This is a genomic window from Micromonospora sp. NBC_01699 (assembly GCF_036250065.1).
Taxonomy (GTDB): Bacteria; Actinomycetota; Actinomycetes; order Mycobacteriales; family Micromonosporaceae; genus Micromonospora_G.
The window spans coordinates 8,173,822-8,194,460 of sequence record NZ_CP109199.1 but is presented as its reverse complement, the minus strand read 5'-3'; the positions used below and the strand labels follow the sequence as shown (position 1 = coordinate 8,194,460).

The 20,639-nt window shown below is 71.4% G+C and carries 17 protein-coding genes; 13 read left to right on the top strand and 4 right to left on the bottom strand.

What is annotated here, in order from left to right:
• Window positions 1–238: 238 nt before the first annotated feature.
• From OG792_RS34130 to OG792_RS34085, 10 genes are all read left to right on the top strand, one after another.
• Complete coding sequence (locus OG792_RS34130) at window positions 239–1,801, top strand: sugar transferase (protein ID WP_329105970.1); 1,563 nt, start codon at window positions 239–241, stop codon at window positions 1,799–1,801.
• A gap of 327 nt (window positions 1,802–2,128) precedes the next feature.
• The gene (locus OG792_RS34125; protein WP_329105968.1) at window positions 2,129–3,346 is read left to right on the top strand and encodes a sensor histidine kinase; all 1,218 of its coding nucleotides are present in this window, start codon (window positions 2,129–2,131) and stop codon (window positions 3,344–3,346) included.
• A gap of 22 nt (window positions 3,347–3,368) precedes the next feature.
• Window positions 3,369–4,124, top strand: coding sequence for a LytR/AlgR family response regulator transcription factor (locus tag OG792_RS34120; RefSeq protein ID WP_329105966.1), 756 nt, complete (start codon window positions 3,369–3,371; stop codon window positions 4,122–4,124).
• 111 nt (window positions 4,125–4,235) lie between these two features.
• Entirely contained in the window at window positions 4,236–4,913 is a 678-nt protein-coding gene (locus OG792_RS34115) for a response regulator transcription factor (RefSeq protein WP_329105964.1), read from the top strand.
• Window positions 4,910–6,001 (top strand): sensor histidine kinase, encoded by a 1,092-nt coding sequence (locus tag OG792_RS34110; protein ID WP_329105962.1) that lies wholly within the window; start codon window positions 4,910–4,912, stop codon window positions 5,999–6,001. The genes OG792_RS34115 and OG792_RS34110 overlap by 4 nt, the downstream gene beginning before the upstream one ends.
• 149 nt (window positions 6,002–6,150) lie before the next feature.
• Complete coding sequence (locus OG792_RS34105; RefSeq protein WP_329105960.1) at window positions 6,151–8,136, top strand: DUF4153 domain-containing protein; 1,986 nt, start codon at window positions 6,151–6,153, stop codon at window positions 8,134–8,136.
• Between the two features lie 224 nt (window positions 8,137–8,360).
• Window positions 8,361–8,774 (top strand): hypothetical protein, encoded by a 414-nt coding sequence (locus tag OG792_RS34100; protein WP_329105959.1) that lies wholly within the window; start codon window positions 8,361–8,363, stop codon window positions 8,772–8,774.
• Complete coding sequence (locus OG792_RS34095; RefSeq protein WP_329105957.1) at window positions 8,775–10,415, top strand: sodium/solute symporter; 1,641 nt, start codon at window positions 8,775–8,777, stop codon at window positions 10,413–10,415.
• Between the two features lie 129 nt (window positions 10,416–10,544).
• A complete protein-coding gene (locus OG792_RS34090; protein ID WP_329105956.1) occupies window positions 10,545–12,428 on the top strand; it encodes a glycosyltransferase family 2 protein in 1,884 nt (627 codons plus the stop codon).
• A 49-nt stretch (window positions 12,429–12,477) separates the two neighbouring features.
• Window positions 12,478–14,169 (top strand): glycosyltransferase, encoded by a 1,692-nt coding sequence (locus tag OG792_RS34085; RefSeq protein ID WP_329105955.1) that lies wholly within the window; start codon window positions 12,478–12,480, stop codon window positions 14,167–14,169.
• Window positions 14,170–14,239: 70 nt separating this feature from the next.
• Here OG792_RS34085 and OG792_RS34080 read toward each other — a convergent pair whose 3' ends face one another.
• The 4 genes from OG792_RS34080 to OG792_RS34065 form a co-directional block, all read right to left on the bottom strand.
• Entirely contained in the window at window positions 14,240–15,262 is a 1,023-nt protein-coding gene (locus OG792_RS34080; protein ID WP_329105953.1) for a glycosyltransferase family 2 protein, read from the bottom strand.
• Window positions 15,263–15,485: 223 nt separating this feature from the next.
• Complete coding sequence (locus tag OG792_RS34075) at window positions 15,486–15,719, bottom strand: hypothetical protein (RefSeq protein WP_329105951.1); 234 nt, start codon at window positions 15,717–15,719, stop codon at window positions 15,486–15,488.
• Window positions 15,716–15,946: a hypothetical protein gene (locus OG792_RS34070; RefSeq protein ID WP_329105950.1), complete on the bottom strand. Its 231-nt coding sequence runs from the start codon at window positions 15,944–15,946 to the stop codon at window positions 15,716–15,718. The genes OG792_RS34075 and OG792_RS34070 overlap by 4 nt, the downstream gene beginning before the upstream one ends.
• Window positions 15,947–16,100: 154 nt before the next feature.
• The gene (locus OG792_RS34065; RefSeq protein ID WP_329105948.1) at window positions 16,101–16,316 is read right to left on the bottom strand and encodes a hypothetical protein; all 216 of its coding nucleotides are present in this window, start codon (window positions 16,314–16,316) and stop codon (window positions 16,101–16,103) included.
• A gap of 327 nt (window positions 16,317–16,643) precedes the next feature.
• On the opposite strand from OG792_RS34065, the gene OG792_RS34060 reads away from it, so the two are divergent.
• From OG792_RS34060 to OG792_RS34050, 3 genes are all read left to right on the top strand, one after another.
• Entirely contained in the window at window positions 16,644–17,861 is a 1,218-nt protein-coding gene (locus tag OG792_RS34060) for a helix-turn-helix domain-containing protein (RefSeq protein ID WP_329105946.1), read from the top strand.
• A 339-nt stretch (window positions 17,862–18,200) separates the two neighbouring features.
• On the top strand, window positions 18,201–18,959 hold the full coding sequence (locus tag OG792_RS34055; RefSeq protein ID WP_329111607.1) for an ABC transporter ATP-binding protein: 759 nt from the start codon (window positions 18,201–18,203) through the stop codon (window positions 18,957–18,959).
• On the top strand, window positions 18,950–20,629 hold the full coding sequence (locus OG792_RS34050; protein WP_329105944.1) for an ABC transporter permease: 1,680 nt from the start codon (window positions 18,950–18,952) through the stop codon (window positions 20,627–20,629). The genes OG792_RS34055 and OG792_RS34050 overlap by 10 nt, the downstream gene beginning before the upstream one ends.
• Window positions 20,630–20,639: the final 10 nt, after the last annotated feature.

Below are 20,639 nucleotides of genomic sequence, written 5' to 3'. Positions count from 1 at the left end.
CAGGTGGCGATGAAATCTCCATCCGACAGATCTGGCGGGGGCGTCATCCATCGGTATAGTGACCCGGTCCGAGGCTCTTATCGCACAGGGCCGGGTCGTTCTCACCGCAAGCCGGTGAGGCGTAATGTCCCTCCGGTTCATGCCCCTACCGGGGCCTGCGTGGGAGACTGAGACGGTGGGCGACCCGAGCCCTTATGGCGAATGGGCGGCACGTGTCACACGGGAGGACGTAGGTGAGGTGACGACAAGCCTCCAACGCCCGGTAACCGGCACTGGCCGAACCAGCCCGGTACGACACGTCGACAGCTTCGAAATCCAGCTGCCCAGCACTCCACCTCCGAATGGCGTACCCCGCTCGGCCTGGGCGAAGGTGAGCCGGCGGGTGTCGCGGTGGCACCGGCCGTACATCCTGATCCTGCTGTTGCTGGATTTTGCCGCCGCCGCCCTGGCCAGTTGGGTCTCGATCAGCAGGTTCGAGAAGGCCACCGCAGGCTTCAACGCCGCCGACGTGGACGCCACCTGGTTCCACACCGTGTCCTACCTGCTGCTGCCGCTCGGCTGGCTGCTGGTGCTCTGGGGCAACCGCGCCTATGACCGGCGCTACCTGGGCATCGGCACCGAAGAGTTCAAACGCGTCGTACGCGCCGGGGTGGTGGTCGCGGCGAGCGTGTCGTTCCTGGCCTTCGCCACCGTGACCCAACTGTCCCGGCTCTCCGTCGCGACCGCGTTGGTCGGCGCACTGGTGTTCATCCTGATCTTCCGACTGCTCGCCCGTTCCGTGTTGCACACGATGCGCCGACGCAGTGGCCACGCCGCCCACCGGATGGTGCTGGTCGGCACCCTGCCGGAGGCGCTGGAGGTCTACACCGCGGTCACCCGCAGCCCGGCCGCCGGGCTGATCCCGGTCGCCATCCACCTCACCGACGGGTACGCCGCCGCCCGGGGCATCGAGACTCCGGTGCCGATCTACGCCGGACGGGACGTACTGGCGCTGGTCCGGGAGGTGGCCGGCGACACCATCGCGGTCTGCGGCTCGGCCAGTTGGGAGCCGGGCGAGCTGCGCCGGCTCGCCTGGCAGCTTGAGGGTTCCGGCATCGACCTGGTGGTGGCCCCGCAGTTGACCGACATCGCCGGCCCCCGGGTGCACATTCGGCCGGTCGAGGGCCTGCCGCTGCTGCACGTCGAAGAGCCGACCCTGTCCGGTCCGGCACTCCTGGCGAAGAACCTGCTCGACCGGGTCGCGGCCGGGCTCGGCCTGCTGCTGCTCGCCCCGGTCTTCATCGCCGTGGCGCTCGCGATCCGGATCTCCGACCCCGGCCCGGTCTTCTTCCGCCAGCCCAGGGTGGGCCACGAGGGCCGCACCTTCCGGGTCTGGAAGTTCCGCACCATGTACGTCGACGCCGAGGACCGCCTCGCCAGCCTGGTCGACCGGAACGAAACCGACGGCATGCTCTTCAAGATCAAGGAAGATCCTCGGGTCTTCCCGGTCGGCCGGTTCCTGCGCGCCAGCTCCATGGACGAACTACCCCAGTTGATCAACGTACTCAAGGGCGAAATGTCCCTGGTCGGGCCGCGTCCGCTCCCGGCGGACGACGGCGACTTCCTCGGCGATGTACGGCGCAGACTGCTCGTCCGCCCCGGCATGACCGGCCTCTGGCAGGTCTCCGGACGATCCGACCTCTCCTGGGACGAAGCGGTTCGCCTGGACCTCTACTACGTCGACAACTGGTCCCTCGCCTACGACCTCAGCATCCTCTGGCGCACCATCGGCGTCGTCCTCGCCCGCAAGGGGGCTTACTAGCTGGCGACGGCTCCGCCGTCGCGGCTCGCGCTTTGCTGGCTGGCCTCGGCTTCGCCTCGGCTGGCTCGCTCCGCCCAGTGCGGTGACTTCGTCCTGCGGGCGACGAAGGCTTCGCCTCGTCGTCCTCGGACGAAGACACCGCGGCGGCGCTCGGTCGACTCGCGACCTTGCTTGCGGTGGGGCGGGGCTGGGGTGGTGGGGGCGGCAGATGTAGAGAAAGAGTGCTTATCCGGGCTTGGGTAGGCACTCTTTTCTCTACATCTGTGGGCGGGTGGGGTGGGGGCGCGGGGGTGGGTGGGGTGTGGGGGGCGGCAGTAGGTTGTGCGGGTGGGGGCGAATCTTTCTGCTGCGCTTGCTGTGGTGGTGTTGGTGAGCGCGCTCGGGGCCGCCCTGTTTGCGGTGGTACGGCTGCGGGCCCGTCGGGGGATCGCCACCGCTAGTCAACTGGCTACGTACGACGTGTTGCATACGGCTGGGTTGGCGGCGGAGCCGTTGCGGGCCGGGTTGAGTCCGGCTAGTGCGGCCAAGGCGGTACGGCACCTGCGGGCGCTGGTGGGGGCGGCCGGGTTGGCGCTGGTGGACGACACCGAGGTGTTGGCGATCGACGGCCGGGGCGGGCATCACGGGGCCCAGTTCGTGGCGGCGGCGGAGCGGGCGATCGGGGTGAACCGGTCGACGGTGCTCGGCGAGCCGGAGTTGCGTTGCGACCGGGTCGACTGTCCCGTACGGGGGGCGGTGATCGCACCGCTGACCGGGTCGGACGGGCACGCCGTCGGGGTGCTGGTGGCGATCGCGGACGACCAGCCGGCACCGGGCCTGGTCCAGGCGACGCTGGAGACCGCACACTGGGCCAGTGCGCAGCTCGCGCTCGCCGAACTCGACTCGTCCCGGGAGCGGCTGGCACGGGCCGAGGTACGGGCACTGCGGGCACAGATCAGCCCGCACTTCATCTACAACGCGCTGACCGCGATCGGCTCGTTCGTGCGTACGGACCCGGAGCGGGCCCGGGAGCTGATCCTGGAGTTCGCCGAGTTCACCCGGTACTCGTTTCGGGCGCACGGTGAGTTCACCACGCTGGCCGAGGAGTTGCGTTCGATCGACCGCTACCTCACGATCGAGCGGGCCCGGTTCGGTGACCGGCTCCAGGTCCGGCTGGAGATCGCCCCCGAGGTGCTGCCGGTGACCGTGCCGTTCCTCTGCCTGCAACCGCTGGTCGAGAACGCCGTACGGCATGGTCTGTCCCGCAAGCCGGGGTTGGGGATGGTGAGCATCGAGGCGCGTGACGCCGGCGCGGAGTGCCACATCACGGTGGAGGACGACGGGGTGGGGATGGATCCGGCGGTGCTGGCCGCGGGCATCGCCGAGGCAGCTCGGGACAGCGCCGACGACGCCGGGCAGCACGTCGGACTTTCCAATGTGGACGAACGACTCCGGTCGGCGTTCGGGGACGCGTTCGGCCTGGTCGTGGAGACCGGGCTGGGATCGGGTACGAAGGTGAGCATGCGAGTGCCGAAGTTCCACCGGCATGTCCGGGCGCGTACGTGACCGAGCGGAGCGAGGTGCGGGTGTGAACGGTTTCCTACGGGTGCTGGCGGTGGACGACGAGCCACCTGCGCTGGACGAGCTCGCGTACCATCTGCGGGCCGACCCCCGGGTGGCCCGGCTGCACACCGCGTGCGACGCCACCGAGGCGCTGCGGGTGCTCCGGGACGCCGACGTGGACGTGGTCTTCCTCGACATCCGGATGCCCGGACTGGACGGCATGGAACTGGCCCGGGTGCTGCGGCGGTTCGCCCGGCCACCGGCGATCGTCTTCGTCACCGCGTACGACGACGGTGCGGTCGACGCGTTCGACCTGGGCGTGACCGACTACGTCCGCAAGCCCGTACGCGCCGAGCGGCTGGCCGAGTCGCTGCGCCGGGTGATCGGCGCCCGGGTGGTGCCGACCCATCCGGCGGCCCTGGCCCGTGCCGAGGAGGATCCGACGATCCCGGTGGAGCTGGCCGGGACGACCCGGATGCTGCCCCGTTCGGCGGTACGTTGGGTGGAGGCGCAGGGCGACTACGCGCGGCTGTACACGGCCGACGCGTCGCACCTGGTCCGGGTGCCGCTGGCGACCCTGGCCGAACGCTGGGCGGACGCCGGTTTCGTCCGGATCCACCGCTCGTACCTGGTGCAGCTCCGGCTGATCGCCGAACTCCGGCTGGCCAACTCCGGGTACGTGGTGGTGGTCGACGGCACCGAGCTGCCGGTCAGCCGTCGACACACCCGCGAGTTGAAGGACAAGCTGGTTCGCGCGGCGAAGCAGGACTGGAACCGGTAACCTCGCCGCGACCGGCGGAGTCGTGAGTTATCCACAGGCGCCGCTCGTTCTCCACAGGTTATTCACAACCTGCCCCGTCCCTCTCCATCCCGCATGCCTACAGTCCAGGACATGAACGAGCGTCGGGTCCTGGTCGTCGAGGACGAGCAGACCATCGCGGAGGCGGTCGCGGCACGGCTACGGGCCGAGGGCCTCGCCGTCGAGATCGCCGGTGACGGCCCGACCGCCGTCGAGTCGGTTCGGCTGCGCCCGCCGGACCTGGTGGTGCTGGACGTGATGCTGCCGGGCTTCGACGGGCTGGAGGTGTGCCGACGGATCCAGGCCGACCGACCCGTACCGGTGCTGATGTTGACCGCCCGTGACGACGAGACCGACCTGCTGGTCGGGCTCGCGGTCGGCGCGGACGACTACCTGACCAAACCGTTCTCGCTGCGCGAGTTGGCGGCGCGGGTGCACGCGCTGCTGCGCCGGGTCGACCGGGCGGCGAGCAACGCCCAGCAGATCCTCCGGCTCGGCGATCTGGAGATCAACCAGGCCGAGCGGCGGGTCCGGCGGTCCGGGGTCGAGGCACATCTGACGCCTACCGAATTCGACCTGCTGGTCCACCTCGCGGGCCGACCGAGGGCCGTACTGCCCCGGGAACGGTTGCTCTCCGACGTCTGGGGGTGGGCCGACGCGTCCGGCACCCGGACCGTGGACAGCCACATCAAGGCGTTGCGTCGTAAGCTCGGCGCGGATCTGATCCGGACCGTGCACGGCGTCGGCTACGCACTGGAGGTACAGCCGTGACGGACGCGATCTGGGCCTGGGTCAACCGGGGACTCGACCTGCTGCCCCGCCCGCTGGACCCGGTCCGCTCGATCAAGGTGAAGCTCGGCATCCTGCTGGTGTCGTCGGGCGCCGCCGGGCTGGCCGTCTTCTGGATCGGCATCGGCTGGATCCCGCCGTGGACCTCGGCGACCGCCATCATCGTCGCCCTGACCACCTCGCAGGTCCTCGCCCACGGAATGACCTCGCCGCTGCGGGAGATGACCGCCGCGGCCCGGGCGATGGCCCGGGGCGACTACACCCGCCGGGTCCGGGCCACCTCACGGGACGAGGTCGGGGAGCTGGCGGTCGCGTTCAACCAGATGTCGGCGGAACTGGCCGAGGCCGACCGGCGACGGCGGGAGCTGATCGCCAACGTGTCGCACGAGCTGCGTACGCCGATCACCGCGTTGCAGGGGGTGCTGGAGAACATCGTGGACGGGGTCGCCGAGCCGGAGCCGGCCACCCTGCGGACCGCCCTCGCGCAGACCGAACGGCTCGGTCACCTGGTCGCCGACCTGCTCGACCTGTCCCGGTTGGATGCCGGCGTGGTGCCGCTGCGCCGGGTCAACCTCGACGTCGCGGACTTCCTGGACGAAGCGGTCCGGCAGGCCGCGGTCAGCGCGAGCGGCGCCGGGCGGATGGTCGAGTTCCGGGTACGCCAACCGGCCGCACCGCTGAGCATCAGGGCCGACCCGTGGCGGCTGCACCAGGTCTTCGCCAACCTGCTCGACAACGCGGCCCGGCACAGCCCGGCCGGCGGCAACGTACTCGTGACCGCGGAGCAGCGGGCCGACCGGCTCAACGTCGAGGTGTCCGACGAGGGCGAGGGGATCCCGGTGGGCGAACGTTCCCGGGTCTTCGAACGGTTCACCAGGGGCGAGCGGGCCGGCGACGGCGGCACCGGACTCGGTCTGGCGATCGCCCGCTGGGTGGTCGAGCTGCACGGCGGCACCATCGCGGTGGCGGAACCCGCGCCGGGTGCCGGCAACCGCCGGAACTCCGGTTGCCGGATCCGGGTGAGCCTGCCCCTCGGTCCCTCCACAGTGGCGGTCACCGCGGTCTCCTGAACCCGTCGTCCCACACCACCACTGGCCGTCCCCCGTCCCACACCACCACTGGCCGTCCCCCGTCTCACACCACCACTGGCCGTCCCCCGCCCCGGACCACCCGGCGGGCCGAACCGGCCGGTCGGATCCGTGCGCCCCTCGGAGGAAGCATGACCACGCGTCCAATCCCCGACCCTGCACCCGAGCCGCTGCCACAACAGCCGGTGACCCGGGTGGAGCCACCGACGGATCACACCGAGCCACCGGCGGACAACCTGGAAGCGTCCGTGGACCGGACAGCGGAGCGGCAACCACCGATGAACGCGCAGGTGTCGGGTCCGACGACGGCACAGGATCCGCACCCGATCCCGCGGCGACCGCCGGTGACGGCACAACGAACGCCGGTGACGGCACAACGGCCGCTGCTCGTGACGGCGCAACGAACGCCCGTGGCGGTGCAGCCGTCGCCGCTCGTACCCGCGCCGCCGTCGAGGTGGCAGCGGCGGTGGGCGGGGCCGGCTGCCGATGCACCCCGGGCGGTCCTGGCCGCGACCGCCACGGCGGCGGTGGTCGGCGCGGTGAGCATTCCGCTGGACCGGCCCGGCGCCGGCTGGCTCGTCGCCGCCGTCGCCGGCACCGTGGCCCTGTCGGTCGCCGCCGCTCGGGTCCCCGGATGCTCAGGTCGACGCCCTCGTCGGCGAACCCTGCACCCGCCCAGGTCGAACACAAACGTGAACCCGGCGGGGGTGAACCCGACCGGCGTACGCGGTGGCGAGGCGGGCGCCGCCAACACGGACCCGGTACGGTCCGGCACCACGGGGGCGCCGGACCGTACCGCAGCGGTGGAGCAGGGTAGCCGGGGCGCCCGCACCCGGCTGGGTGCCGTACGGCTGATCTGGCTGGCCGCGACGGTGGCCCTGGTCGGGGTCGGCACCGTGCGGGCGGCCGGCTGGCTGTTCGTACTCTGTCTGTTCACCGCCGGACTGACCGCGTGCCTCGCGGTGGCCGACGGCCGGACGCTGCCCGGTCTGTTCTTCTCCATCGGGATCACACCCGCCGCGGTGCTCCGGGCCCTGCCCTGGGCGCGGCGCGGGTTGCGTCAGGCCGACCGGGCGGGGCGTTCGAGCCTCAGCCGGGGCTTTGCCACCGCCGCCGCCTCGGTCGCCCTGCTGGTCGTCTTCGGTGCCCTGTTCGCCTCGGCGGACGCGCACTTCGCGGACCTGATCGACGGTCTGCTTCCGGAACTGTCGGCCGGGACCGTGCTCAGGTGGATCTTTGTGTCGCTGGTGTTCGGCGGCGGACTGCTCGGAGCGGCGTACGTGCTGGCCGCACCGCCGGACCTGACCGGGTTGGAGCGGCCCGCCCGGCACCGGCTACGCGGTACGGAGTGGGCGGTACCGGTCGCCCTGCTCGACCTGCTGTTCGCGGCGTTTGTCCTGGTACAGCTCACCAACCTGTTCGGCGGGTCGGCACACGTGCAGGACACCGCCGGACTGACCTACGCCGATCACGCCCGGGGCGGCTTCTGGCAACTGCTGGCGGTCACCGTGCTCACCCTGATGGTGATCGCCGCGGCGACCCGTTGGGCGCCTCGGGACACACCCGCGAAGCGGTGGCTGATCCGGGCACTGCTCGGCATCCTCGCCCTGTTCAGCCTGGTCGTGGTCGCCTCGGCGCTGTACCGGATGAACGTCTACACCCACGCGTACGGTGCCACCCGGCTCCGCCTGCTGGTGGCCGCCTGCGAACTGTGGCTCGGCGTGATCTTCGTGCTCGTCCTCGTCGCCGGGCTGCGCCTGCGAGCCACCTGGCTACCCCGGCTGATCGTGGGTACGGCCGTACTGGCACTGCTCGGCCTCGCGGCGGCGAACCCCGATCGGCTGATCGCCGAGCGGAACGTCGACCGGCACGCCACCAGCGGACGTTTGGACCTGGAGTACCTCTCGCGACTGTCCGCCGACGCGGTACCGGCGCTCGACCGGCTGCCCGACCCGCTCCGGGACTGCGTACTCAGGAACATCGCCGAACACCTGAACGACCACCCCGACGACTGGCGCAGCGCGAACCTCGGCCGCTCCAACGCCCGAAACCTCCTCCACACCACCCCCGCAACCCACCCCACCCCCCAACAAAACCCCTGCCCCACCACCCCCTGACCCTCCCCGCCCTCCCTCCCCTCCCCCCTCCCCCCTCGCCCCGTCGATCTAGGGCAAATACGTGTGGGTAGAGATCAACTCACACGTATTTGCCCTAGATCGACGAGAGGGGGGCGGCGGAGGGGGCGCGGGGAGGGAGGGGAGGGAGGGAGGAGGGAGGAGGGAGGAGGGAGGAGGGAGGAGGGGTGGCTTGACTTTTGGGGGTGGGGGGTGAGACTGCCGGGGTGGGTGCTTCCATCGATCCGTCGGCTGATCCGGCGGCGCCGGTCCGTTTGCCGCGGGCCCGGGTCGTGCTGGCCGAGGTGGCGCGGCGGGGGCCCGGGACGGAGCGCACCCGAGCCGAGTTGACCGAACAGACCCGGGTCGGCGAGGCACTCGTACGCGGGCTGGTGCGCGCGCAACTGGCGCTCGCCGTACGGCTGTTCCTGGTGGTCGCGATCGGGCTCGGCGGGCTGCCGCTGATGTTCGCGCTCGCCCCGGCGGCCGGAGCGGTGAAACTGTTCGGGGTCAACCTGCCCTGGCTGCTGCTGGGCGTCTGCGCGTTCCCGTTCCTGGTCGGGGTCGGCTGGGCGTATGTGCACCTGGCGGAACGCAACGAGCAGGAGTTCACCGACCTGGTCCAGCGGCCGGAGCGCTGAGTGGACAACCCGTACCTGGTGCCGTCGATCGTCGCGGTCACCCTGATCACTCTCGCGATCGGGTTCTACGGGCTCAAGCTGGCCCGGACGACGTCGGACTTCCTGGTCGCGTCGCGTACGGTCAGTCCTAACTGGAACGCGGCGGCGATCGGCGGCGAGTACCTGTCGGCGGCGTCCTTCCTCGGCATCGCCGGCCTGATCCTGAAATACGGCGTGGACGTGCTCTGGTACCCGGTCGGTTTCGCCGCCGGCTACCTGGCCCTGCTGCTGTTCGTGGCGGCGCCGCTGCGCCGGTCCGGCGCGTTCACCCTGCCGGACTTCTGCGAGGTACGGCTCGGTTCCCGCTGGCTGCGCAAGCTCGCCACCCTCTTTGTCATCTTCATCGGCTGGCTGTACCTGGTGCCGCAGTTGCAGGGCGCCGGGCTGACCCTGACGACGGTCGCCGGTGGGCCGTACGAGTTGGGTGCGCTGCTGGTGGGCGCGGTGGTGACGACGAACGTGGCGCTCGGCGGGATGCGCGCGGTCACCTTCGTGCAGGCGTTCCAGTACTGGCTGAAGCTGACCGCGCTCGCCGTACCGGTGATCTTCCTGGCCTTGCAGTGGCAGTCGGACGGGCGTCCGGCGGTGACACCGCCGGACGGGCCGACGTTCCGGACCGCGATCACCGTCGTGGTCGAGCAGCCGGCGACCCTCACCCTGCCCGACGGTGGAACCCGAGCGGTACGCCCCGGCGACGAGCTGACCTTCGCCGCCGGTGACCCGGTGCCGGCGCTGTCGGGCGTGGTCACCGACGGGCCGGACTGGCTGCTGCCGAGCGCCGCCGGCAGCGACGACCGGGACCTGTTCGCGACGTACTCGCTGATTCTGGCGACGTTCCTGGGCACGATGGGGCTGCCGCACGTACTCGTGCGGTTCTACACCAACCCCGACGGTGCCGCCGCCCGGCGGACCACACTGGTGGTCCTCGCCCTGGTCGGCATGTTCTACCTGCTGCCCACCCTGTACGGCGTCCTCGGCCGGATCTACACCCCGCAACTGCTGCTGACCGGGCAGACCGACGCGGTGGTGGTGATGCTGCCCGGTGCGGCGCTCGGCGGCGGCCTGACCGGGCAACTGCTCGCCGCGCTGGTCGCCGCGGGCGCGTTCGCCGCCTTCCTGTCCACCTCGTCCGGGCTGCTCACCAGCGTCGCCGGGGTCATCTCCACCGACGTGCTCGGCCGGGGCTCGGTACGCGACTTCCGGCTCGCCACCCTGCTCGCCGGGGTGGTTCCGCTGGTGCTGGCGCTGAACGTCTCCGGGCTGGACGTGTCGCAGGTGGTGGGGCTGGCGTTCGCGGTGGCCGCGTCGAGCTTCTGCCCGCTGCTGGTGCTCGGCATCTGGTGGCGTGGGCTGACCGACCTGGGTGCGGCGGCCGGCATCCTGGCCGGCGGCGGTGCCTCGATCCTGGCGGTCCTGGTCACCGTGGTCGGGCCCGAGTTGACCGGCTGGCCGGCGACGTTGATCGCCCAGCCGGCCGCCTGGACGGTTCCGCTGGCCTTCACGGTGATGGTCGCGGTGTCGATGGCGACCCGGCGCCGGGCCCCGGTGGACGTCGGTGCGACCATGCTGCGCCTGCACGCGCCGGAGGCACTTCGCCTGTAGTCGGTGCGATCGGTTTTCGGGACGTTGATGGCGGTGTGGTGGTCCCACGGCCGGGTGGTCCGGATCGTCCGTACATCGTGGGTGCGTAGAGTGAGAGACCTACTAGCCGGAGGGAAACGGGCTGAGGTAATGCGCGATGCCAGTGCCGAGCCGGCCGGCCGGGGGCGCCACTGGCGCCTCGTCGGCGTACCTTCGCCCACCCTGCCCGAGCGGCTGAGTCGCGCCGTCGGTCTACGGGTCTTCCGGGTGCCCGGCTCGCGCCGGGTATTCGTCGCCGCCGGTTCGATGGACCGGCTGCGGGACCTGCTGGCCGACCCGGCGTCGCTCGCACCGACCTCCCGGGCCACCGTCCTGGTCGCCCTGTGGCGGGCCCCTTGGCGGGGCTGGTCCGGCGGCGTCGGCGCACTGCCGCACATGCGGCGGCACCGGGTGTCGCTGCCCAGGTTCGGACGCGGGGCCGCCACGGTCAGCGTGCACCTGGGTAGTCCTGCCCCGTTCCGTGAGGTGCTCGAAGCCGCGCTGCGCGCGCTGGGGCCGACCCGACCGCTGCCCGCACCGGCCAGCGCGGACCTGACCGGCCACGGCCTGCTGCCGGCGTACCTGCCGGCGCAGCCGTCGGCGACGGTGGCCACCGGCCGGCTGCCCGAACGTACCGAGATCCGCGCGCATGACCTGGTCCTGCGCGCATCCGACGCCGCCCCGGACAACACGGACACCGCGGCCTCGTACGCCGCCGCCTACACCGCCACCCGGCACGGGCTGCGGGGGCCGGCCGGCGAACAGGTGATCCTGGTCGACGCCCGGCGGATCAACCCTCGGGGCCGGCGGGCCGGCTCCTACGCACCGGACGCGGCCCGGATCGAACTGGACCTCGACGCGGGCGGGCGCCGGTTCGGGTGGGGCGGAAATCCGGCGACCGCGAGGCCGCTCGACGGGCCCGGCCTGGACGCGGCGACCCTGGCCGCGTTGCGCCAGACCGCCGTGGTGAGCGTGCCGCGGGTCGGCGGGGACGCCCCGGTGCCCACCGCCGCCCTGCTCGTCCAGGTGGCGATGGCCGGCGCCGTCGTCGCCGTACCGACACTGCCGCCGCAGGTCGCGAACCTGCTCGACCCGGATTTGCGGGCGATCCTGACCGCTGCCCTGGTCGAGACCGATCCGCTGGCCCTGGAGGCGCGCAGCGTACGGCAGCGGCGGGCCGCCATGCGCGGGCACGCGCTCGCCTTCGCGCTGCCGGAGCTGGCCACGGCCACCTTTCCCGAGCTGGGTCGCCCGCCCTCGGTCACCGCGATCCTGGCCACCCGGCGGCCCGAGATGCTCGCCGACGTGCTCCGGGCGATCGTCGGGCAGACCTACCCGGAGCTGGAGGTCGTCCTGTGCCTGCACGGGATCGAGCTGCCCGCCGAGGCGCGTGCCCTGCTCACCGCGAGCGGGCGGCCGTTCGAGATCGTGCACGTACCGGCCACCGCCAGTTTCGGCGAGGCGCTGGGCGACGCCACCCGCCGGGCCCACGGCACCCTCGTCACCAAGTTCGACGACGACGACACCTACTCCCTGGAACACGTCTGGGACCTGGTGCTCGCCCGGCACTACTCGGGCGCCACCCTGGTCGGCAAGATGGCCGAGTTCGTGCACCTGGAGACGCTCGGCATCACCGTACGGCGATCGTCGGGCGTCCCCGAGTCGGACGGTGAGATGGTCGCGGGCGGCACGATGCTGCTTGCCAAGGGCGACCTGGAGTCCGTCGGCGGTTGGCGACCGGTGCCGAGGTCGGTCGACCTCGGCCTGATCGACCGGCTCCGCCGCGACGGCGCGATGATCTACCGGACCCACGCGCTCGGCTATATCTACCACCGCCGGGCCACGGGTCACACCTGGGACCCCGGCGACCAGTACTTCCTCGACGCCGCCGTCGACCGGTGGCCCGGCCTGCCGCGCCTCGCCCTCACCGACCCCGAACCGGCAGCCGGCGGACCGGCAGCCGACGAGGCAGCCGAGACGGCGTCACGTGCCTGACAATTTCCCACCCCGGGAACCTTCCCCCGTACGAGGAGTCCGACAGCCGGTGAGCCGCACTCCCCGCGTCATCCGCAACGACTGGTCGCCGGTGACCGTGCCCGACCTGGACGGCTGGCAACCGACCATGACGGTGAGCGTGGTCATTCCCGCGTTCCAGTGTCAGCCCACGCTCGACCTGACGCTGGCGTCGCTGAGCCGGCAGACCTACCCGGCCGACCTGCTTGAGGTCATCGTCGTCGACGACGGCTCCGAACCGCCGTTGACCCTGCCGCCGATCCGGCCGGAACGGACGAAGCTCGTCCGTCTCGACGATGCCGACAAGTTCGGTTGGGGGCGGGCGAACGCGCTGCACTGGGGGGTGGAGCACAGCTCCGGCGAGATCCTGCACTGGCTGGACGCCGACATGATCGCCTACCCGGAGCACGTCGCGGCGCAGGCCCGCTGGCAGCACGTGCTGCCGTACGCGGTCACGCTGGGCTACAAGCGGTTCGTCGACACGGCGGTGCACGGCGCGTGGCCGTCGCCGGAGCGGGTCGCCGAGATGGCGGACCGGGGGGCGAGCGCCGAGCTGTTCGGCGGCAGCGCCGGCGAGCCGCACTCCTACGTCGAGCGGTACGTCAACCAGACGAACCAGCTCCGCACCGCCGACCACCACGCCTTCAAGATCCACGTTGGTGCCACGGCCGCGCTGCGCCGCGAGCTGTACGACGCGGCCGGTGGCCTCGATCGGGAGCTGCGCCTCGGCGAGGACACCGAGTTCGGCTACCGGCTGGCCCAGGCCGGTGCCGTCTTCGTGCCGGAGCCGCAGGCCCGCAGCTGGCATCTCGGGCCGACGCACGTGATGCAGGCCCGGGAACAGGTCAGCCGGTACAACCGCCCGTTCCTGGCCGACCGCATCCCGTACCCGCGCAACTGGCGTCGGGTCGGCGGAACGTCCTGGTCGGTGCCGCTGGCCGAGGTGGTCGTGACGGTGGCGGACGAGCCACTGGAACGCGTACGGGCGTCGGTCGACTCGGTCCTGCGTGGCACCGAGCACGACGTCCGGGTCAGCCTGGTGGGTCCGTGGGACCAGCTCGACAACGCACGGGTACGGGTGCTGTCCGACCCGCGACTCGACCTGCGGCTGATCGCCGCCACCTACCGTGGCGAACCTCGCGTACGGCTGGTCACCGAGCCGCCGGTGTCCGCCTTCCCGGCACCGTACCTGCTCGAACTGCCGGCCGCGTACGGCCTCGCGCCGGACACCCTGCGGAGCCTGATCGACCTCGCCGACCGCCATCAGGTCGGCCTGGTCCGGGTCGATCCGGCCGAGGAGGAACCCGCCGAGGGGGAACCGACCGAGGGGGAACCGACCGGGGTGGCAGCCGAGACGGGTCCGGCCGTGCTGCTCTGGCGGACCGCCGCACTCGGCCGTGCACACTGGGTCCGCGCCGAGGGCGAGTCACCGGTCGACGCGGTCACCTCGGTGTACGGCCAGCGGCAGGTGTCCGCCACGGCGGTCGGTGTGGTCGACCTGACCGGGTTCGAGCCTCGGGAGCTGGCCTCCGGCGTCGCCCGCCTGTCGTCCGGCGGCAGCCGGCGCTCGGGTGGTCTGGTGCCGGGAATGGTCGAGGTGGAGGGCGTGCGCTCGTTGGCCAAGGCAACCGTGGTGGTTGCCTGGCTGGCGGGCCGGCGGGCGAAGGCGTTGCTGCGGGTCCCCGAGCGACGCACGCACCGCCGCGACAGCGGCGGCTCGTAGCGGGATGAGGGCCCGGCGCGGCTGCCGATCGGCGTGGCTTCGGCCCGAGGCCGCTGCCGCCAACCCGCCGCTACCGCTGCTGACCCGCCGCGCCGGTACGCCCGGTCGTGGACGCGCCGACGCCGTCGGCCGGGGTGGGCTGGCCGGCGGCGTTCGAGTGGCCCCGGCGCTTCAGGACCCGGTCCCGCACGGTGTGCCGTAGCTGCGGCGGAATCAGCCAGATCTGGAGAAACGTCAGATAGTCGAGCGTGCTCGGCCGCCCGTGCTGACGGGCCTCGCGCAGCAGCGTCCCGAAGACCCTGGTGCTGCGGGTCGGCGCCGCCATCGAGCTGACCACGCTCATCGTGACGGCCGCGTACGCCCGCGGGGTGAACAGCGGGCGGCTGCGCCGGAGCCACTCCAGTTGCCGCTCCCAGGGCGTGCTGAGGGTGATCCGGGGCCGGTCCTCGTCCTGGTGGAAGAGGACCAGGGGCTCGTCGGCGAAGAACAGTTCGACGTCGTCGTGGCTGGTCGCCCGCAGGGTCCAGTCGAGTTCCTGCATCCGGGGCACGCTGGGGTCGAACGGCACCCGGCGCAGCAGTTCGGTCGGGGCCATGATGGTGGAGGTCTGGATGAAGCCGTCGCCGTGGAACAGCCCGCGCCGGACGGTGAGGTACTCGCTCAGTGGCTCGCCCGCCGACGGAAGCCGACGCGGGATGACAAACTCGGCGCGCGGCGTGCGGTTGATCAGGCGGCTCGCCACGATCGGCAGCGGTACACGCGCGTTCTTGGCCAGGTCGAGCTGGACTTCGAGCTTGTGCGCGAGCCATTCGTCGTCGTCGTCGAGCAGGGCGACCCAGGGGGCCCGGGCCGCCGCCACACCGGTGTTGCGGGCGTTCGGCGCACCGCCCGACTCGGGCAGTCCGATCACCCGCAGACGGGTGTCGGTGATCGCGGCGAGCACGCTGCGGGTCTCGTCGTCCGGTCCGTCGACCACGACGATGACCTCGATGTTCTCGACGGTCTGCGCCAAGGCACCGCGTACGGCGCGGGTCACCAGGTCCGGCCGGGACAGGGTGGGGATGACCACGCTGACGTCAGGTGTGGACGACATGTAGACCTGCAATCAGTACGGGGGAAGAGGCACGAGGGGTCGTACTCGAACCGCCTGCGTCAGGGGGATCCGATGCGGGCGTGTCCCGGCGGATTGTACCGTTCCGGCACGCCCACCGCTCCAAGCCGAACCCCGCCCCGGCGAGCGAATGGCGACACCGCCCCTCGGACCTGTCGATTGCTCCGTTCGTCCTCGGTGCGTGCCAGGGAAGAATTGCACGTTCTCACAGCAGGTGCACCCGTTCGGTGCTGCCGTCCGGCAATAGCACCGTCAGGCTCCCGCCACCGTGCTCGACCAGCTCAAGCACCAGGTTGTGGGCAACCAGGGCCCGGTTGATCGTGTCGGTCTTGGTGTCGCTGGTCCGGGCGCAGGCCGCTTCGAGGGCGTCCTGGGCGCGAGGGATCAGATTGACGGTGACCTTCGTCAACGCCGACCGGTCCGGCTTCGGTTCGGTCACACCGGCGTCATTCGATCGGCGGCCGACTGACGCTCCACCATCGGGTACGCGGCAGCCCGGCTGGACCGGATCTCGACCGCCCACGCCAACTGGGCGCACCCGTCCGGCTCGCACTGGTAGCAGGTGCCCGGCCGCCACATGTTCCCGCCGGGCTGATGCTGCCGCCAGGTCCGATCCGCAGCGGCGAACAGGGTGGCCGGGTCTGTGGCTTCGTCGTTGCGGCTCACCACGCCGCCCCCGCTCGCTCGATCGCGGAGACACGCACGTAGTTGCCGAAGCAGTCCTGGTGCGGACGTGAGAACACGCACGGCAACCGGTGCGCCCACACCCAGACTTCCAGTTCCCCCTCGTGGGTACGCGGATCATCGCCGTCGATGGGGATCACCGAGCCGCCTGCCGCTCGGCGGCCAACATCTCCGGGTCGACCACCATCAGCCGGGCCCACCGCCACCGACTGCACCGGCCGGGCTTGTAGCACGGGCACAGGCCGCACTCCTCGCCCTGCTCATGCCGGGCGACGGTGACCCTGGCGATCCCGAGCAGTGCCGGCCACAGGTACCGGGAGGCTCGGGTGAGCGGATGCTGCTGAGTGTTCATCGCCGCCGCCACACCCAGCGCGGGCGGCGGGTGTTCCACAGGATCCGGACCAGGGCCCGCGTGTTGCGGGCCAGCGGCGGCTTAGGGACCGGTGGGGCGTCGGCTGGCCGGTACGCGCCGCATCGGTCGGGATAACTGGTCGCCGGGCCAGGGCCCGGCGACGGGTCGGGTGAATCAAGCGGTCGCATCGCGCATCCTCGCTCTGACATTGCGGAACGGTCCAAGGGCGGGCCCCGCAGTTCCGTCCGGTCACTTGCCGCTGACGCCGAACGGTCCCGCTGATGACACTCTGGCGTCGCGAGGCATACGCTCGGAAGGTGCCGCGTGATGCCTGAACACACTGGCAACAGCCTGGGGGATCTGATGCGCGAGACGTTCGGGGCAGCAGTACGTCGCCTCCGCGCGGAGCACACCGGCATGACGCTGCGTACCCTTGCCCGCTTTACGCACGTCGATCCTGGACACCTGAGCCGGATCGAACGCGACCTTCGTCCACCCACACCCGATATCGCGGCAGTACTCGACGAGGCACTTTCCGCAAACGGCTACCTCGTTGGCCTCGCCGCGGATGCGGGCGATCTGGCCGCACGGGAGTCCGCCAAACTGACCGACCTGTTGTGCGGCATTTCGGCATCGGACCTGGTGGGTCGGCTGGCCGCAGAAACGCATCAACTCGCGATCGCGTATCTGTCGTCGCGACCGGCCGACATGCTCGACCGAGCGGGCGCACTTCGTCGCCAGGCAATCGGGGCGTTGCACGGTGGCCGACTCAACCGGCCGGGTGAACTCGCCGACACCGTTCTCTATGCGGGTTATCTTTCGGGAGTCATCTCCTACGCTGCCCTCGACCTGAACGATGCTCGCAGCGCCATGACCCACGCGGAGGCGGCATGGCACGCCGCCAAGTCGGCCGGCTCCGATCCGCTTCGCGCGTGGGTACGCGGTACCCAGTCACTGATTGCCCGCTTTTCCAGCGATTTCCCCCGTGCGCTCGCCTATGCGGAAGACGGACTCCGGTACGCCACGAGCGGAACGGCCAGGGTCCGGCTACTGGGCGGGGTGGCGCAGTGCCACGCGAACATGGGCAGCGGCCCGGCGGCCCGTGCCGCACTGGGTGCGGCTGTTTTCGCCCGTGATCGTGCCCATGAGCCGGATGACCTGCCCGGCCTCTTCACGTTCAGCCAGGCCAAGCAGCACTACTACTCGGGTTCAGCACTCATCTGGCTCGATACCGAGGCGGACGCCAGGCGCGCTCGGGCGGGCGCCGAGCAGGCGCTCGCCCTGTGGGCTGCGGCTGGGTCGACTGATCGGGCCCTGGACGACGAGGCGTTGGCTCACATCTACGCGGCGACCGCATCATTGCAGCTCAATGATTTGGAATCGGCAGTCGAATCCCTGAATCCGATCCTCGACCTTCCCGAGGATCGGCGGATCTCGTGGATTCACAAAAGGCTTGAACGGGTTGACGCGATGCTGTCGGCGAAGCCGTACGCCAAAGATCCGTTGTCAATCGAAACGCGGGCACGTATAGCTGAATACCGGTAGGCAACGGATGTGACCTACCCCATCGCAACACTCCAGGCGAAACGCTCGTGGCGGCATTGCTGCGGGCCGGACGCCGCTACGAGCGGCCCGGTCTCGGCGAGATGCTGCGGCTCAAGATCAGGAATCGTGCGACAGTCGGGGACCGCCGGATCGTGCGGCTGGTCAGCGCCCCGGTGCGGGGTCACGATGAACGGGACTGTAGGCCGCCAACCGGACGGATCGGGCTCGCCCCGGCCGGGCAGCGGCCTCGGCGGGTGACTTCCGCGTACGCGGGCACGGTGACGGATCGGCACGGCACGGACACGATTCGGCGCTCTGAGCGACTACCGTCAAGGGATGATCGGGGCTGAGCACGCCGCTCTCGCGCTGCGCGGGCTGGGCAAGCGGTTCGATGCCAAAATCGCCGTCGCCAGGGTCGATCTCGAAGTGCCGGCCGGCTCGTTCTACGGCCTACTCGGCCCCAACGGCGCCGGCAAGACCACCACCCTGTCGATGGCTGTCGGACTGCTCCGGCCGGACGCGGGCGCGGCCTGGGTGCTCGGCCACGACGTCTGGGCCGACCCGGTACGGGCGAAGCAGCTGCTCGGTGTGCTGCCCGACGGCGTACGGCTGTTCGACCGGCTCAGCGGGGCCGAGTTGCTGGCGTACCACGGGTTGCTGCGGGGCATGGAGCCGGCGGTGGTCGACCAGCGGGCCGGCGAACTGTTGGACGTACTCGCGCTGGCAGACGCCGGGCGGACCCTGGTGGTCGACTACTCGGCCGGGATGAAAAAGAAGATCGGCCTGGCCTGCGCGTTGCTGCACGGGCCGCGGCTGCTCGTCCTGGACGAGCCGTTCGAGGCGGTCGACCCGGTTTCCGCCGCCCTGATCCGCGACATCCTCCAGCGGTACGTCGCCGGTGGCGGCACGGTCGTCTTCTCCAGCCACGTGATGGAGGTGGTGGAGCGGCTGTGCAGTCACGTCGCGATCCTCGCCGACGGCACCATCAAACGGGTCGGCACGCTGGCCCAGGTGCGCGGTGACCGCTCGTTGGAGGACGTCTTCGTCGAGGTGGTCGGCGGTCGTACGGCGACCGGGGAGGAACTGGCGTGGCTCTGAGCGCCGAGGGTGGAGTGACCGGCATACATCCCGTCTCGGCCCGGCACTTCGTCCGGCTCAAGCTGCGGATGATGGCCAACAGCTTCCGGGGGCAGGGCTGGCGGATCGCCATCTTCCTCAGCGGCATCCTGATCGGCGGCTGGTTCGCGGCGTCCGGGTTCCTGCTGCTGGCCCTGCCCGGTCTGGCCGGCAACCGGCAGATGGCCGGCATCACCGCCGCCTTCGTCGGCGCGCTGCTGGTGATCGGTTGGCTGCTGCTGCCGCTGATCTTCTTCGGGGTGGACGAGACGCTCGACCCGGCCCGTTTCGCCCTGCTGCCGCTGTCCCGGCGCACCCTGCTCACCGGCCTGATCGCCGCCGCGCTGATCGGGGTGCCCGCGGCGGCGGCACTGCTCGCCACCAGCGGTCTGGTGCTGACCGGTTGGGCGCTGGGCGGCTGGGGTGCGGGGCTGGTCACCGGGCTGGGCGTCCTGGCCGGGCTGCTGCTCTGTGTCATCGCCAGCCGCGCGGTGACCAGCGCGTTCTCGAACATGCTCCGGTCGCGCAAGGTACGCGACCTGGCCGCGATCCTGCTCGCGGTCTGCGCCGCCCTGCTCGGTCCGTTGCAGATCGCGGTGCTCAGCGCGGTCGGGCGGGCGGACTGGGATCGGTTGGCCGGTATCGCCGGGGTGCTGAGCTGGACCCCGCTCGCCGCGCCGTACACGATGGGTCTGGACGTCGCCGACGGGCGGGGCTGGGCCGTACCGGTGAAGTTGCTGATCACGGCCGGGACCATCGCCGCGTTGCTGCGCTGGTGGTCGGTCTCGCTGGAGGCGGCGATGCTCGGCACGGCCAGCACCGACCGGGCGGCGCGGGCTCAGCCGGCCGCCGGTAGGGGGTCGAGCGCGCAGCTCTTCCCGTGGATTCTCGGCTGGTTGCCGCGTGACCGGTACGGCGCGCTGGTGGCCCGGGAGGCCCGCTACTGGTGGCGGGACACCCGCCGCCGGGCCAGCCTGATCACCTTCGCCGTGGTCGGCATCTTCGTCCCGGTGTCGGTGAACATCGGCAGCCAGGGTCTGTTCACCGGGCCGACCGAGTTGGACGCGTCCCCGGTGCTGGTGAGCCTGTCGATGCTGTTCGTCGGCGTGGTCGCGGCGGTCACCCCGGCGAACCAGTTCGGCTGGGACGGCAGCGCGTACGCGGCGAACGTGATCGCGGGCGTGCCCGGCCGGCTGGAGCTGCGGGCACGGGTGGTCGCGTTCACGCTCTACGTCGGGCCGATGCTGTTGGTGATCGCCGCCGTCCTGGCGTTCTTCCTGCGGGAACCGGAGTGGATCGGCGTACTGGCCGGGTCGCTCTTCGCGGCGTACGGCAGCGGCCTGGCGGTCACCCTGTACGTCTCGATCCTGAGCCCGTACGCGCTGCCGGAGAGCACCAACCCGTTCGCGATGAACAGTGGCGCCGGGGTGGCGAAGAGCGCCCAGGTTCTGCTGGCGATGCTGGTCGGGTCTGTGCTCGCGTTGCCGATGGTGCTGGCCACCGCCCTGCTCGGCGGGGTGTGGCTCTGGCTGGCCCTGCCGGTCGGCCTGGCGTACGGCCTCGGCGCGCTCGCCCTCGGCATCCACCTCGCCGGTGGCGTGCTCGACCGGCGGATGCCGGAACTACTGGTCGCGATCACCCCGCGCCGGTGACCGGGGACAA